The sequence below is a fragment of the Bacillus sp. WC2503 genome (assembly GCF_052682895.1).
In genome coordinates this window covers 1,102,557-1,118,609 of sequence record NZ_JBQYMD010000001.1, presented here as the reverse complement: position 1 = coordinate 1,118,609, position 16,053 = coordinate 1,102,557, and the positions used below count along the sequence as shown (strand labels likewise).

The 16,053-nt window shown below is 33.8% G+C and carries 10 protein-coding genes and 2 pseudogenes; 1 reads left to right on the top strand and 11 read right to left on the bottom strand.

The window, feature by feature from the left end:
• Positions 1 to 96: 96 nt before the first annotated feature.
• The 9 genes and pseudogenes from sdaAA to ACUN26_RS05890 form a co-directional block, all read right to left on the bottom strand.
• Entirely contained in the window at positions 97 to 987 is an 891-nt protein-coding gene (sdaAA, locus tag ACUN26_RS05930) for an L-serine ammonia-lyase, iron-sulfur-dependent, subunit alpha (RefSeq protein WP_000282016.1), read from the bottom strand.
• A 21-nt stretch (positions 988 to 1,008) separates the two neighbouring features.
• Positions 1,009 to 1,707, bottom strand: coding sequence for an L-serine ammonia-lyase, iron-sulfur-dependent subunit beta (gene sdaAB, locus ACUN26_RS05925; protein WP_001056997.1), 699 nt, complete (start codon positions 1,705 to 1,707; stop codon positions 1,009 to 1,011).
• 974 nt (positions 1,708 to 2,681) lie between these two features.
• Positions 2,682 to 2,884, bottom strand: a pseudogene (locus ACUN26_RS05920) (hypothetical protein); the annotation flags it as partial.
• A 371-nt stretch (positions 2,885 to 3,255) separates the two neighbouring features.
• Positions 3,256 to 4,704 (bottom strand): transglutaminase domain-containing protein, encoded by a 1,449-nt coding sequence (locus ACUN26_RS05915; RefSeq protein ID WP_023441220.1) that lies wholly within the window; start codon positions 4,702 to 4,704, stop codon positions 3,256 to 3,258.
• An 864-nt stretch (positions 4,705 to 5,568) separates the two neighbouring features.
• Positions 5,569 to 5,755 (bottom strand): annotated as a pseudogene (locus ACUN26_RS05910) (hypothetical protein).
• A gap of 656 nt (positions 5,756 to 6,411) precedes the next feature.
• The gene (locus ACUN26_RS05905; RefSeq protein ID WP_000287105.1) at positions 6,412 to 6,894 is read right to left on the bottom strand and encodes a hypothetical protein; all 483 of its coding nucleotides are present in this window, start codon (positions 6,892 to 6,894) and stop codon (positions 6,412 to 6,414) included.
• 343 nt (positions 6,895 to 7,237) lie between these two features.
• Entirely contained in the window at positions 7,238 to 8,701 is a 1,464-nt protein-coding gene (locus tag ACUN26_RS05900; protein ID WP_001134790.1) for a hypothetical protein, read from the bottom strand.
• Positions 8,702 to 9,072: 371 nt separating this feature from the next.
• Positions 9,073 to 9,771, bottom strand: a complete 699-nt coding sequence (locus ACUN26_RS05895; RefSeq protein ID WP_000532007.1) for a YrrS family protein — start codon at positions 9,769 to 9,771, stop codon at positions 9,073 to 9,075.
• A gap of 236 nt (positions 9,772 to 10,007) precedes the next feature.
• Positions 10,008 to 10,442: a hypothetical protein gene (locus ACUN26_RS05890; RefSeq protein WP_002038451.1), complete on the bottom strand. Its 435-nt coding sequence runs from the start codon at positions 10,440 to 10,442 to the stop codon at positions 10,008 to 10,010.
• An 871-nt stretch (positions 10,443 to 11,313) separates the two neighbouring features.
• Here ACUN26_RS05890 and ACUN26_RS05885 point away from each other — a divergent pair.
• Positions 11,314 to 11,859 carry a hypothetical protein gene (locus tag ACUN26_RS05885; RefSeq protein ID WP_000458513.1) on the top strand — a complete coding sequence of 182 codons (546 nt, stop codon included), beginning with the start codon at positions 11,314 to 11,316 and terminating at the stop codon, positions 11,857 to 11,859.
• A 212-nt stretch (positions 11,860 to 12,071) separates the two neighbouring features.
• Here ACUN26_RS05885 and ACUN26_RS05880 read toward each other — a convergent pair whose 3' ends face one another.
• Both ACUN26_RS05880 and ACUN26_RS05875 read right to left on the bottom strand, forming a co-directional pair.
• Positions 12,072 to 13,751: an SH3 domain-containing protein gene (locus ACUN26_RS05880; RefSeq protein ID WP_000721644.1), complete on the bottom strand. Its 1,680-nt coding sequence runs from the start codon at positions 13,749 to 13,751 to the stop codon at positions 12,072 to 12,074.
• A 614-nt stretch (positions 13,752 to 14,365) separates the two neighbouring features.
• Positions 14,366 to 16,006 carry a multicopper oxidase family protein gene (locus tag ACUN26_RS05875; RefSeq protein WP_000675770.1) on the bottom strand — a complete coding sequence of 547 codons (1,641 nt, stop codon included), beginning with the start codon at positions 16,004 to 16,006 and terminating at the stop codon, positions 14,366 to 14,368.
• Between the last annotated feature and the right edge of the window lie 47 nt (positions 16,007 to 16,053).

Sequence of the window (16,053 nt, the reverse complement as noted above, 5' to 3'; positions counted from 1 at the left end):
TATATTTTAGTGGTAATTCCCCCAATATACAGATATCCTTAGGCAAACAATAGAGAATAAATTTGTTACACTTTTCACAATATATCCGATAACTATTTATTGATTTGATTGTTTCTCTCCAAAGATTTTATTTTTAATGGAAATCCCTGTAGGTGTAGCGGCAATTCCGCCTAAACCTGTCTCTCTTAACTCGCGAGGCATCTGTCTTCCAACTCTATACATCGCTTCAATAACTTCGTCAGCATTGATGATATTGTTTACGCCGGCTAATCCGATATCCGCTGCTGCTAAAGCATTTGCCGTTCCAATGGCGTTTCTCTTTACACAAGGAATTTCTACCAAACCAGCGACCGGATCACACACTAAACCGAGTAAATTTTGTAATGCGGTTGAGAAAGCTTCAGAAGATTGTTGTGGTGTTCCTCCGGCAGCTTCTACCGCTGCTGCAGCCGCCATTGCTGAGGCACTGCCCACTTCAGCTTGACATCCTCCGTACGCTCCTGAAATACAAGCGTTGTTTGCGACTATCGTTCCAAATAACGCTGAAGTGAATAGAAAATGAATCATATCTTCATGACTTAACTGCAACGTATCTTTAATACTAAATAAGACTCCCGGGATTGTCCCACTCGCACCTGCTGTTGGAGTTGCACAAATAGCCCCTAATGCAGCATTTACTTCATTAACACCGATAGCACTTTGAATCCCTAACACCATCAAATCGCCAGAAAGTGTTTTCCTATTTTCTCGATAATTTTTAATCTTAACAGCATCACCTCCGGTTAAACCGGTTGGAGAAAATACCCCGTCGCCCTCGATACTTTTATTTATGGCATTTTCCATAGTCGCTAAATTTCGTTCCATTTTACTCCAAACTTCTTCATAAGAAGTTTTAGTTTGTTTGATTTCCTGTTCCATTGCTAATTCATAAATTGGCTTTTGGCTTTTATTAGCTGTATCCACAATTTCTTTTATGGTCATATACATTTTTTTCACTCCTTAATGGAACTAAAGAATAATAAGGTTAGCTATATTACTTAAATTTCCCAATTCCTTCTGCGCATTACCAGGCAATAGAGAATCCAAAGCGAATGCATATAAATATTTCTTGTTATCTTCTAAACTATGAAAGTTGTTAATTTCCACATCATATTGTTTAAAGATCCTTCGTAAGACAAATTCAAAGTCAGCTCTTTCAGAAATCGCAATAATAACTGGCAATGGCCCCTGCAGATCTAAGCTAAATCCGTCAATTTCAACATGTTTGACTTCAATCAATCCACCACCGACCGAAATACCCATCGTTCTAATACTTCGACTTTCATCCTCTAAATGTACATCTGCCGTATTTGGATGACCAGCAGGACTATCACCCGCTTTTTCAATAAAGGTAATGTCAATTCCTTTAGATTCTGCTATTTTAATAGCATCTGGCACTTTGCTGTCATCGGCAGCAAATCCCAATATCCCAGCAATAATTGCAAAATCAGTTCCGTGACCTTTATGGGTTTCAGCAAATGATTCATAATACTTTACCACAACTTTTTTTGGAAGACCTTGAAATAATTTATTGGCAACTGTTCCAATAGCCAAGGCACCTGCAGTATGTGAACTTGAAGGACCTATCATTATTGGCCCAATCACATCAAAACAACTTTTGTATTTAACAATCTTTTTTTCTTTAATAGATGCTACATTCATATTCATATAAACACCCCCATAATTTGTTATTTTTAATTGCAGTTGAATCTAAGTTATTAAAATGACTGATTCAAAACAAGACCTCATTGAATGCGTTTTCATTCTCGTGTCAAATACACTTCCTTTTAATCACATACCTTTCTTAGAGTAATCATGTCAGTATGTCCAATTTTAAAAGATTACTTGCAATGTCATTAGAATTTTTGCAAAAAACTAGGTTTGATACTTTCTCTAAAGGTAATAAATTCTCTCTCGACGCCCTCATTATAGCTTGTATATTTATGAGCTCAATATTTTTTTATTTTTAGAAAGATTGAATAAACAGAATCTTGAATGAGTAATAGATTACACTTAGCATGTAGCAATTGTGTCCTTTGTTTGAAGCTGTATTAGTTACTAGAAAAGCAAAAATAACACAGAGTTCCTTTCATTAACACATTGATTATATTGGAAAGTCATTATAATGATACTTATATTGTCCTTTGTTAAAACATCTAATTTTGGAAATGAAAGCTGTTGCAATAAATAATAAATGTAGATGACAATGAATCCATTAATGAAACATAAAATCATTTATTGATATTAATAATTAATTTTGTATTAATATACATTTTCAGAAAAAAGAAACTTCTTTTTATACTCTTAACTTGAAGTACTACTTTGACAATATTCACTAATTTACACCATCGATATCTACAGTTATGGAAACCCTAATTAGATTTAAAAAGAGAGAAGAACATTTGTGAGCTCTTCTCTCTTTTTTATTTACTTAAGATTACTATTCAAATTGCTTATTGCAATTACTTTAGCCTGACTTTTATATTATAAATCTAATTTCCATACTACTTCACAAGCTGATAAAAGGAAAAAAGTATCGATTCCGTCAAAATTAAATTATAAAAGAGCTTTGTTTTCCTGTAACAAATTATTTATCCTGCTATTCATTGGCAATACACTTCCACACTTAATAAATGTTCACTTTATATCCGTTTGCAATATTTGCACATACCACACCTCCGATAATAATAAGCAATTGTAGCGCCAAACAGAGCTAATCCCCAAATTGGCCATAATAGCTCTGGACCTTCCAATGCCCATCCCCTATGATCTAGCCCCCTTTATTAATAAACCCTCGGATGTACATCAAACCAGCTGAAGTAACCATTATGGAAACAAGTGAAGCACACAAAAAACAACTCCAAAATCCAGTTTTATTGTATATTTTGGAGTTACTTGACGTTTACCTTACAAACACAAGTAGAACAGTTCAAATCAATTGAACTGTTCTACTAAGGTTATTTCATTTTTTTAACCTAATTCCATTTTGACAAATTAAATTGCAGCTTCAACAGCCACTGCTATCACAAAAACTAAATCACTATATATTTTATGTTTAACTAGTTTTATTGATTATAAGAATATTCATTTTGGTTTTGCAACACCCTCAACGTGAATACATGTACTTTTTCATACGGATATTACTTACCTCTGTAGGTTCATAATCTCTGTATGCCTAAGTAAGTGTTTTAAAGCAGTTACATCAAAACATTAATTTTAATGTTTAATGATTTTTGATATTTCCTGATATTCCCATGTTTTTGAGCTACCCGACTGGATTTTTTTTGCTAATTCATTAGCATAGTTTGTTGTTGCCGGCGCAAATTTATTACGATCCCACTGATGATTTCTAGCGATTTGTTCATCAGACAGATTATAATATGAATAAGTTACTCGTCCTTGCACATCTGGAATTGGATCATCAAAAGTTGTATCAAGATGGTACCATTTCCCTTCAATTTTCACTTGATTCCAAGCATGTGGTTGTCCATTTCCAGTTCCGGTTACAATATGAGTTTCTATTCCAGCCTCTTTTAACAATTGATACGTTAATAATGCATACCCTTGACAAACAGCAGAGCGGTTTGCTAAAGCTTCATATGCTGTATAAGCTTGGAAAGAAGTATCATAAGAAACATGCTTTACGACATAATCATGGATTACTTTTACTTTTTCGTGTTCATCCATACCAGCTTTGATAATGGAATTAATAATTGATTTCGCTTGCGCCTTTACATAGTCCGTTTGTCCTTTGGATTCACGATATGTAATCTTTACTGTAAACGTGTAATTTCCTGGAATACCACGAACGGAATATTGCGTATGCGAAATATTATGATTCAAATATTCGTTAGATTCGACTGCCTTGTCATATTCTTTAACAAGTGTATTTAGAACCTCATTAATATTAGAGTTTTGGGATTTATATGTCATCGTTATATTTTCTTTTTGATTATTAATATGAGTTTTTATTTCATTTTGAAATGCGTCTAATAGTTTCCCGTCAGGTCGTGAATTATTATTTGCAGATGTAGTATTTGGATTCCAAACACCATTACTTTCAAGGTAGTACTGTTTACCATTATCTTGGATCCAGCCTGTTTGCATCGCCCCACTTCCATTGAAGTAGTACCATGCTCCATTTACCTGCTGCCAATTTGTTTGCATCGCTCCGCTTCCATTGAAGTAATACCATACTCCGTTTACCTGCTGCCAATTTGTTTGCATCGCTCCGCTTCCGTTGAAGTAATACCATACTCCGTTTACCTGCTGCCAACCTGTTTGCATCGCTCCACTTCCGTTGAAGTAATACCATACTCCGTTTACCTGCTGCCAACCTGTTTGCATCGCTCCGCTTCCATTGAAGTAATACCATGCTCCGTTTACCTGTTGCCAACCTGTTTGCATCGCTCCGCTTCCGTTAAAGTAATACCATGCTCCGTTTACCTGTTGCCAACCTGTTTGCATCGCTCCGCTTCCGTTAAAGTAATACCATGCTCCGTTTACCTGCTGCCAACCTGTTTGCTTCACACCGTTTACATTATAGTAATTCCATACTGATCCAGTTTGTTTCCAACCTGTATCAGCACTTGTATAAGTAGCTACTGTTGATCCCATCACTGTGAGACCGACTGCCATAGCTAAAACTTTTATATTCTGTTTCATAAATCTAATATTCCCCTTCTCTCGAGCTATTTATCTATCAAACATTAACAATGAGGGCGTTGCAAAACTAAAATAAATACTCAATATTATAAAGTGACACTTTCATTAGTAGATATTACTCTCCTCACTGATTGTTAGTTGATTCAATCGGGATTTTACGAGCAGTTAATGTGGGATAAATTAGACCAACTAGCCAAAAGATGACGATGCAACTCTTTGTCTTTCCGCTTATGAAACACATAATACATAGCCTCTTTGTTATAAGAGTTATCTTAGTCAATATTAGCGATTAAAGCAAGATTTGGCATTTATTTATCTATATAAACATATTAAACATATGGTACGTGAAATTTTTTTAACGGCGCATTATGGGGTAATTCAGGTCAAATGTTATGTTAATTATACGGAATTCAGATTTATTAACCATTTTGTTGTCACTTCTGTATACTGAGTACCTGTTATAATAAGAGGTTCTTTACATTCGGGACGTTTGCTTTTTGCAATATTGACTTGATGATCTATGTCTTTCAAACAGCTTTTAATATTTAGGATTTTTTGAGAATCATATTGTTAGCGATAATAGAATGTATGTAATTACGAACATTTATGTGTTGAAACGAAAATGAACGAATATTCAAAAATTAACTTTCATATTTATAATAAATAAAGAGCACTTTTTAATGTTTTAAAAGTACTTTTAATTTGATGTTGATGTGACGTAACCTTAAGTAGTTAGAAATTAAAAAAGGTCCCTTAATAATGTTAAAGGGACCTTACTCACACAAATAATCTGTAAATCAATTCATTTTTGATATACAGATCATTTGTATGATAATTTTTATAAATAATTGCTAAATAGTGAATTTACATAAATGCTTTTAGAAGTTCTTGAACTAATGGGATTGCTCCACCTATAAATTTTAAAACTGCCATTGCGATTTCCATATTATTCTCTCCTCTTTTTTCGTATTAAGATGTGGTTAATCTTTATACTCTCATTATAGTAAGCGCTTACAATTATAACAATACATTTCTGTATGCAATATTGCATATTTATACGTTTAGACAAAATTAGACCTCTATTAGTCATTCTTTAATGGTACCATAACGAGGTGAGAGTCTTTAAGGGTTCTCCTTAATAGGAGGAAATATGGAAAGAGTGCAAGAGATTGACAGTAATCTAAAATTTAAGGGTTGGGTTAAACAGGTATTAGCTGTAGGAGGAATGTTAGGGTTCTGCTACTTAGTCCTGTATGTTTTCTGTTTCTTAGTTACTATGTAAATATTATACAACTAAACTAGTAGAGTCTTGCCTAGAGAGGTAAGGCTCTTTTGTTTTGTATGAGATGAGCAAACTACATACAATACCTCTCAGGTTTGTCAGATTACTCTGTATGGCGCCTTTTTTCTCTATGTTCTAGGAACATTAACTCCTATCATTGAAAGGTAAATAAACTTCTATTTAAAATTTTTTTATCTTTGAAAAGGACTTACATCTTATTAATAGATTTGAATCATTTTTGCATATTATATTTATATTACCATATAAATATAATATATTAAAAATAATTTAAATGCAAGAATACTAGTAAGGGTACCGCAAGTATTTTTCAAAATAACGTAAGCTATGCGGAAAAATAAAATAAGCTGCCCATATGGACAGTTCATTTACATAATTATCGTTATCGGAATTTAACCCTCTAATATTCATTCTAGAAAGTATCCTAGCCAAAAACGGATGTTTAGTCGCTTTGTTTGAATTATGATTTTAGTAAGGAGTTTTGCTTTATCGCATACAGACAAAGCATTATCTTTATTTTCAATCGGATTTTCCCTGTCTTTTGATAAATCATATAGGTAGTTTAATGTCTTAATAAATCCTTTTAATGAAGATGCTATTATCCTTGGATTCCATTCACCTTCGCCATGTTCCGCAGTATATATTGGTAAATATCTTCTACTCATATCTACAAAGATAGGGTTTCCATATTCCTCCTCGTGCCCTATGACAAACCAAGACTGTCTCCAATCTCCTTTATTATCTATGCTATACCCCAATTGTTCCTTTTCTAATGCACTATTACTATAAATTATTAATCCACTATATCCAATAGATAGTTCTTTTTCTTTAAATGTGTCTAATAAATTATATAATTCGTTAATTTGTAATTTCATCAGTAGCGAGTACAAGGAAGAATCCTAACCTCGCAAGGGAACCTCCTGTTTTGTTCCGAAATGCTGACGGTATAACATATATATATAAAGACACCCTAAGGTACCTTCCTTCGACTTAAACCATCTTAATTTTAATAATATGTATTGAACTCACACCAAATATTATTGTATCAAGCTGGTGTATAGCGATTATTGGTAAACCGTTTTGAAAATTTGCGTTTTGTTGTTACTATCCCATGCCCATCAAGCTAATATTTTGAAGTATCCCCAAAACGAAAATTTTCTTCGTTTTGGGGAACTACCAATTTCTTAAGTTGATGGGCATGTATGGTGACCCCTATTAGAGAAATTTACTAGGTTATGGCTTTGACTCGGTTTTTCTAAAGAATACATCAGGATTATTCTGTCCGTTCAAAATATTTCGATTGTCACCCCAAGCATGGAGCAATGAATGGCCTGGACCTGTAATAACTTGATTGTATTCACCCATATAACAAGAAAATACTCTTGGATCAAAATTCACGAAAACCCCGCCGCTTGGTATATGATTATTAGGCACTTGAGAAAATGCAGTGCTAACCATACTTTCTTTACCTACTTTACCAACACCCTTATGAAAAGAGAAAGTTTTCATAAACACACCAAACGTTCCATTACCTATGCCGCCAACATTATTAGGATCATTAAAGCGGTTATATTGAACATGAGCTCCCTCTTTATTGACAGCTACTGATGGAAAGAATGAAAGGGGCAAATTATTGGAGATATTCACTTGAGTCCAGTTATTTCCTCCGTTTTGACTATAGGCTAAAAAGACATCGATAAAGATTGTACCTCCAATATTTCTACGTTGATTCCATACTACATAAATCGTACCATCTGGTCCTATACCTGCTTGAGGGATCTCAAACATCCTGATCACCCGTTGCTGCTCTGTTAATATAACAGGACGGAGTTCATTGGCTGGTCCGCATGGTACAACATCCGTAGCCGCTGCTGCAAATAGGCCAGCAGAGACTTGTACATTTATTGGGAAGGTATTTCCTCCATCGATTGACTTAGCCATACGAATGGAACGGTTCGCAGTATTTAGCTGAGCAAATGTGCCTGGCAAACGACTTTCATAAAAAACATATATATTCCCCGCTTTATCCACTACCGGAAAGGCTCCAAACACTGCATTAGCCCCAGCGACAATCGTTTGACTTGGAATAATAGGAGTTAATGTTACACCTGTTCCAAATTTTGAAAAACGAATTTTTGTACCTACATTAGGAGGGCCAAAGTCAGTCCATACAACATATAAAGCCTCATTTCCTGGATTATCAGCATCAGGACCTACTGTAATCCACGCTTTATCTTGATTTCCTGAATCACTAGCAGCTGGAGTCTGCCCTCGCCCAACAACTTGAGGAAGGTTCATAGTTATTGTTTTGTTTGGACTGATCGTTCCGGTTGAAACAGTGATTACACCTTCTTGCCTGCCTCCAATCAATTCATCCCCAATTTGTGAATAATAAAATACTCCATTTCTATCAACTGCTAAAGATGGATCACCAAAATTTTGACCTCCAGGATTGGCTGGTATTGACCCACCATCGGTCCAATTTTTACCTAAATCTTTTGAAAAGGAAAACCCTGAATAACTTGATGCCCCAGCTACCCCTGTGGCATTATTGGTATCATTAAATCCATACAAAATAAAATCTTTAAAACGCGCAAGGCTTGTCTCGCTTTGAGTTATATTTGGAAAACTAGCGATATCAACAGCAGGGTTATTCACTTGAACTTCTTTATCATTTGGTTTTGGTTTTGGCGGCATTTGATCACCCTTTCTATTATTTTTTTCAATATATAATATGAAAAAAACGAAAGAGTGCTTAGACTATTTAATAGATTTAAGTTTTTTTTGGAAGAGTCATTTAATCAATTAATTAGTCTTTAAACAAACCGAAAAAACCTTGCTGCTTTTGTTTCTGTACATCTCTAATGTTTTCAAGCAGGAGTGTTGGTCATATAAACATTGGTACCACTAAGTCGTTTACTACGAGGAGAATATTTCATTCCTTTCTTTTTTTCTCGTACAACGTGATTAATGCTGTCAACATACAAAAAAGAGTCCTGATTGATCAGGACTCTTTTTTGAACTTTTACAAAAGTAAACTTTTAAACACCTAATTAAAATTCTATTATCTATTTTACCACTTGGACAGATACTGGCTTCCAACCCTGATTCTCTACCCAATCAATATCAACCTTATATTTTTTATTACTTTGTTTATCTCGTATATTACCGTAAGCTTTATTATTACCATTATTCCCAATAAACTCGAAAATCAATTGGCCCTCTGGAACATCAACAGCATAAGAAATTGCTTCTTTCATCTCATTCCAATCTACTGTTCCTTCTTTAAATTTCATTTCAGGTTTTGTTCCTTGCTTTGTACCAATTGGCTTCCAAGAAGGATTAGTTTGAGAACCCTTTTCTTGAGATACCGATTTTTCTGCTTTTTGTTTCTCTTCTAACAGTGCTGCTTCTTTCTCTTCATTTTTCTTCTCTTCTAACAGTGCTGCTTCTCTCTCTTCACGTTTCTTCTCTTCTAACAGTGCCGCTTCTCTCTCCTCACGTTCCTTCTCTTCTAACTGCGCTGCTTCTTTCTCTTCACGTTTCTTCTCTTCTAACTGCGTTGCTTCTTTCTCTTTACGTTTCTTCTCTTCTATCTTTGTTGCTTTCTTTTCTTGAGCAATTGCTTTCTTTGATGTATCAGAAGGGGAAAACAACTGGTATGTCACTATACCAACTGTCACTAATACCAAAGTAAATGCAATATTAAAAATCACCTTTTTACGACGATTTTGTTGTTTTTCTTGAAACCTGCTTACTTGTCCCATTTTTTAAACCTCCGAGTTTATTTTCTCTTCTAATCTTTATGCATTTCTTATAATTCTTAATATTTTTATTAAACGATGGAAATGAATTACAATTCCCATACAAGATTTCATATCATAATAAAATTTGTGTTTTTTCAAGCATCTGACATATGTTATTCAAAAATATTTTAATACATTAAAAATTGATAAGCATCTGTTCGTAAGAAACCTTCAATTTTATTCAAAGGTGATTCCAATTACGTCCACATTAGATCTCCTGTAGAAATCTTTTTAACAATTAAGCCTCTTCTTCCCTTATTTATAATTTTCAAATTAAACTGCCCCCTATGGTACAATAAAGATGTGTTGTTTTCTACTGGGGTATGTCGTAAAATCAAAAGGGATTTTATCTCTTTTACCTTTCTCTCAGAGTAACTTTCACCACTAGGAAACTCTATTATTCCTAATGTAATCTTTAATTCGCTTTCATCAAAAATCCAATCCTTATTAAGTTCCCTTATCTTTTGTATAAAGCTTCTTTTGGTTTTTCCTATATAGATTAATGTTTCATTCTTAGCATATACTCTAGAGATTGCAAATATTCCCTTCTTAAAAGCTTCTTCTCTATTATAAAAATCATTTAAACTATACAATCCATACCACTTAATATGTACTGTTTCTATTAACCTCACCTCATTTTTAGATAATATTATAATTTCTGAATGTTCAAATTATTATGGATACATAGCCTTGATTACTTGAATTATAAATAGTGCTTTTCAATAATACATTTTATTATTACTAATTTCAATAATGAATATGTATATATCATCATGAATTTCCTATCATTTGTTTCGTCAAGTAGGGGTAGCGTCAGGAAAATGCGCATTTACAACGTTAAGGAAATCCCCATATTAAAAAGCCCCATTTATCAACATTTATATTGAGGAATTAGGTTCTTTTCATTATTCCGTTAAAGCGCTCCTTTAATTGAATAACCAAAATCTCACCTCACTCATAATATCACTTAATTCTTATTAAACTAACGCACCTCGTTAGTTTAAATGTAATTCTTCACAAATTCTTAGCAGGTTTAGTTAAAAATCTTTTTTATATAAACAAAAGAACTGAGCGAAAAATAACGCTCAGTTCTTTTACAAACATCCCATTTCATAAATGTGCGATCATATTATTTTCGTACAGCTTCAAATGTAATGAGTTGGCTATCTGTTGATGGTTGCTTTTTGAAAGTATAATCGGCAGAACAAGTAATATCAGTTTTACATGAATCATTGAATCAGTAGCTTTACATAGAGATTTTTTAGATTCCACTGATGATCCTTGCAGTTATCACACTAAAACAGTTTCTTCAGTATATTCTATAAAATTTTAAATACAACAATTCCTTATGAAGCATCATCTACTAAGATAACCATCATTTTTTGAGAATTATATTGAACTTACCTTTTTAAATTGTGCAGATAATTTGCAGATATATATTAGCATAAGTACTCTCCATTCGAACATATGATGAAGTGAATGATAGGACAGGGAGGTATCATGATGTTTGCTTATACGTTAACTGCCTTAACACTTTGTTGTATCTCAATTATTATTACATCATATATTTCTAAACGTAAGGGTACCCTAATGGAGTATATGGTATTTATTATGTCTTTTAGTATGAGTATCGGTTTAAGTATAGGTTTTTATTTAGGTATTCTCTTTAAAGGGGAATTACTATATTCTACTTTGCTTGCTATTTTGATTAGTGGTTGTATCGGTCTTTTAGTCGGTCTACGTTTTCACCTATATACTGCCTTAGAAGGAATGTTCTCTGGATTAATGGCAAGTATGATGGGAGCAATGATTACAGAAATGCTAAATGCGCAACAAGCTCATAGTATACTATTCATTAGCCTTTTACTTTCTATAACGATAACTATGTCATGTATAATTCAGCTTTTATCAGAAACCTTTACTACTTATATCCATCGTCGGTTTCTATTATTACTCTCCATTGGCGTAGTAATTATCCTGACTGTATTCATAACGTTCCCAGAGCATGTCCCGCCAACCTCTTCCACAGAAGAACAACATAAACATTAGCAGCTATAATCGATTCCCTCTAATATTTCATTATATTAGAGGGGATCGATTTCATTAATTTTATTTCTTAACAGATGAAGATTAAAAACACTTTGAATCGCTAGTCCAAAATTTCTACATCTATATAATTGATAACACATTAATTTCATAGATATTCAATTCTCTTTGCTTGAGAAGGTATACCATTCCATCTTGAAATAATAAATTTTAACTTAACCAATATATGTTTTTGGATCCATAGCATTGCTCTTCTGTGCATTCCATTCACCTTTATGGATTTCAAAATGTAAGTGCTGTCCTTCAGATTGTCCTGTATTCCCCATTATGCCAAGTTGTTGTCCTCGCTTCACTTTTTGACCAGCAGAAACAGAACGACTCTTTAAATGAGCATATACAGTCGTATATGTTTGTCCGTTAATATTGTGAGAAATAAACACAACATTACCATAGCTTGTAGAATAATAAGAGCGAGTGACTACACCTTCTGCGGCGGCAACAACCGGCACTATTCCTGAAGCAGCAATATCTAATCCGTGATGCATTTGCCCACCACGTTTCTCAAATCCAGAAGTATATCTTCCTACAGCTGATTGAATAAATTCATTTGTTGTATTTATCTCTTGGGATTGTCGCTGCTCCTCTGCATCAGTCTCACTTGCTTTTGATAGGAATTTACTTGATACATAACCGTTTTTACCGTTGTAATTAATTTTTTTCCATCCATTTTGTTCAAATAGAACTTGTACTTTTATTCCTTTTGATAAAGCACCGATTACACCATGATTTGTACCAGCACCGCTTCTTACATTTAACACGCTTACGTTAACATAGTAGTCATCAACTGTTGCTCCAGTAGATGGATTACTTGTTTCAGGTTTTGGTGGTGTACCTCTTTTAACAAATTTTACATATTCACTGCTTACATAACCAGTTCTTCCATTATGATTAATTTTCAACCAGCCATTTTCAACGCCAGTTACTTGCAATGTTCGTCCGTTTAATACACCACCAATTACACTATGGTATGTAGCAGGACCTGTACGCACACGTAAAGATGTAGCGTCTACAATGTATATACCGTCAGCCTGAACCGTAACATTATTTTGTTGTTCATTTGCATTAGAGCCACTCTTTGAAATGTAATCTTTACTAATATAGGCGTCTTGTCCTTTATAGTTAATTTTGAACCAATTTTGTACTTCACCAGTCACTCGAACTACTTGTCCTTTATACATAGAGCCTAAAATCGTATGGGAAGTACTTGGACCTGTACGAACGCGGAGGGAGGATACGTTAACTTTGTAATCCCCACTCGCTACTTGAAATTTCCCATTGTTATTGTCGCTTCCATTTGAGCCACTGTCTTTCACAAATTGACTGCTTACATAACCCACTTTTCCATTATGGTTAATTTTCAACCAGCCGTTATCTTCTCCAATAACTTGTAAAACTTTCCCTTCATACACGCGCCCCATTATTGCACTAGATGTATTTGGCTGTGTGCGAACACGTAATACATTAGCAGTTACAATTTTACTACGACTCTTACCTATATTCGTCTTTGCTAGTACGCCATTTTTCGAAATAAATTCACTACTCACGTAGCCAATTTTTCCGTTATGATTGACTTTCAACCAACTGTTTTCTTCTCCAATAACTTGTAAAACTTCCCCTTCATACACGCGTCCCATAATTGCACTAGACGTATTTGGCTGTGTGCGGACACGTAGAACATTCGTATTTACTGTTACTTGATTTTCATATTTTACTACATCAATAGTTTGCTCATGCTTCGTGTCTTTTTGTATAACAGTATTTTTCGCTTGAGCAGTACTAATAAATACACTTCCTGTAACAGAAGCTACTGCTACACTAGCTAAAATTTTTTTCATAAGTATAAAACACCTTCCTACAAACATATTCAAGTATCATTATGTTTTTATGTTAACTTCCATTTCTTTTCATTCTAACTATTCAGGAAAAGTATCCTTTTATTATCCACCATCTATACCTAGTAATAAAAGAAACTTAAATCCATTACACTTTGAAAATTCTCTCATTGCTTCAATCTAACACTACACAATGTAGTTTTAATTTCCAAAAAAAATAGCTACTAATAATCACCTATAATTAATACTACAAAAATAAAAAAATCATAATTTAGGCCTTCTTCATTTAACTTATACTTTTGCTTAAATATACCTGCTCTCCTTTCACACTACGAATTGTAGTATAAAATAAAAGAAAGGTCAAATATAAGTATTTAGCCTTTTGTAACTACAATACATTACATTTATCCATTTCTAATCTAATCATAAATAATTATGTTTTTTAATCTCTAAATAACCAAAAAACATTTTCACCTTGTAAACTCTTCCTACAGGATAGCTCTCTTATTGTCTAAACTTTTATAAAAATAATATTCCCAATTCACAACATGACATATAAAAGCAGCAATCTACTAAGATAACTGCTTTACATTATGATAAACTACATGAATTTCACATTATTCCGGCTTATTAGGAATATTAGGGTTTGGAACATAATCAGATGTGTAATCTGTATATTTTACTTCCGTTACCATCCCTGCTGAAGCATGGTGTAGATCGTGACAGTGGAACATCCACTCACCCGGATTGTCTGCTACAAAGGCTACTTCATATTCTTCTCCTAGTTTCAGATTTAATGTGTCTTTAACAATTGGAGAACCTTCAATCGGTTTTCCATCTTTACTTAATACTTGGAAGAAATGACCGTGCAAATGCATCGGGTGATCGTCTCTTTTAGAGCGATTTACTAATTTCACTTTTACTAAGTCACCCTTTTTCACTAGAATTGGATCAATATCTGGAAATACTTTTCCGTTAATTGTATAAACCATTTCATTTCCATTCATTTTCGTATTCAAGTCCATATTATATGTGGCAGTATACTGCTGCTCTAGTGTGAAATTACCTAATTTTTTCTCACCATATTTCGTCATATCTAATTTCGGTAGTTTTTCTTTTTCATTTGCTCTGTCTTTCATCTCTTTACTACCTTCATATTCAATAATGATTTTCATTCCTTTTGCACTTTTATTTGCTGAATGGTCTTCAACATACCATTTCCCAGGATTGTTAGCAGTAAATTCAACATCATAACGTTCACCCGGTGCGATTGAAATTACCTTATCCTTTATAGCTTTTGGATCGTTTATTGGTTGACCATCTGTCGCAACTACTTTTATATCATGACCGTGAACGTGTATATCATGTGATAGATAACCAGTATCAACGAGTCGAAGACGAACTTTATCACCCTTTTTCACTTTTAACGGCTCTACTAAATCACCGCTTTTACCATTGATTGTGAATAAGTTATACATACCCATATCATGACCTTCCATCTTCATATTTCCATGGTCCATTCCTGCCATATTACCAGAGTCTTTTTTATCACTCCCCATGTTCATACCTGAATGATCCATGCCTTTCATATCATCATTCTTTTTTGCATTTTCATTATCCTTAGATTTATTACCTTTTTGCGCTTTTGTCATTTCTTTTAACTGCTTATTAATTTCTTCTTTATCTGTTATCCATTCATCTAACATTAACGTGTAATCTTTATCATACTTTTCATTTGTATCCTCTACAATAAGAGCACCATATAAGCCTCTATCTAGTTGATTTACAGAATCTTGATGTGAATGATACCAATACGTTCCTGGTACGTTCGCTTCAAATTCATAGGTGAAACTTTTTCCTGATTCAACCGCATCTTGTGTCACGCCTGGAATTCCATCCATGTTATTTGGGACAGGATACCCATGCCAATGAATAGATACTGGTGCAGGTAATTCATTTTTTAATGTCACTTTAACCTTTTCACCTTTTTTCACCCTAATTTCCGGACCCGGGGATGAACCATTAAATGTCCAGACTGGAACAATAACACCGCTACTTAGCTTTTGTTTTTCTTCTTTCGCTACTAAAGTAACTTCTGGCCCTTTTACAACTTTCAATGGCTTTGTAGCCGTTTCAGTCTGTGTTGTTTTTTTATCATTCATATTTTTATGATCATTTGTTTTATTTGTGGTCGCAGAACATGCAGCAATTAAAGATATTACGGAGACTGTAACTGCTGTTAATACAAATCCCTTCATAGAAAATCCCTCCTTTTTCTTTTTCAAGATTATTATAGAAGATAATT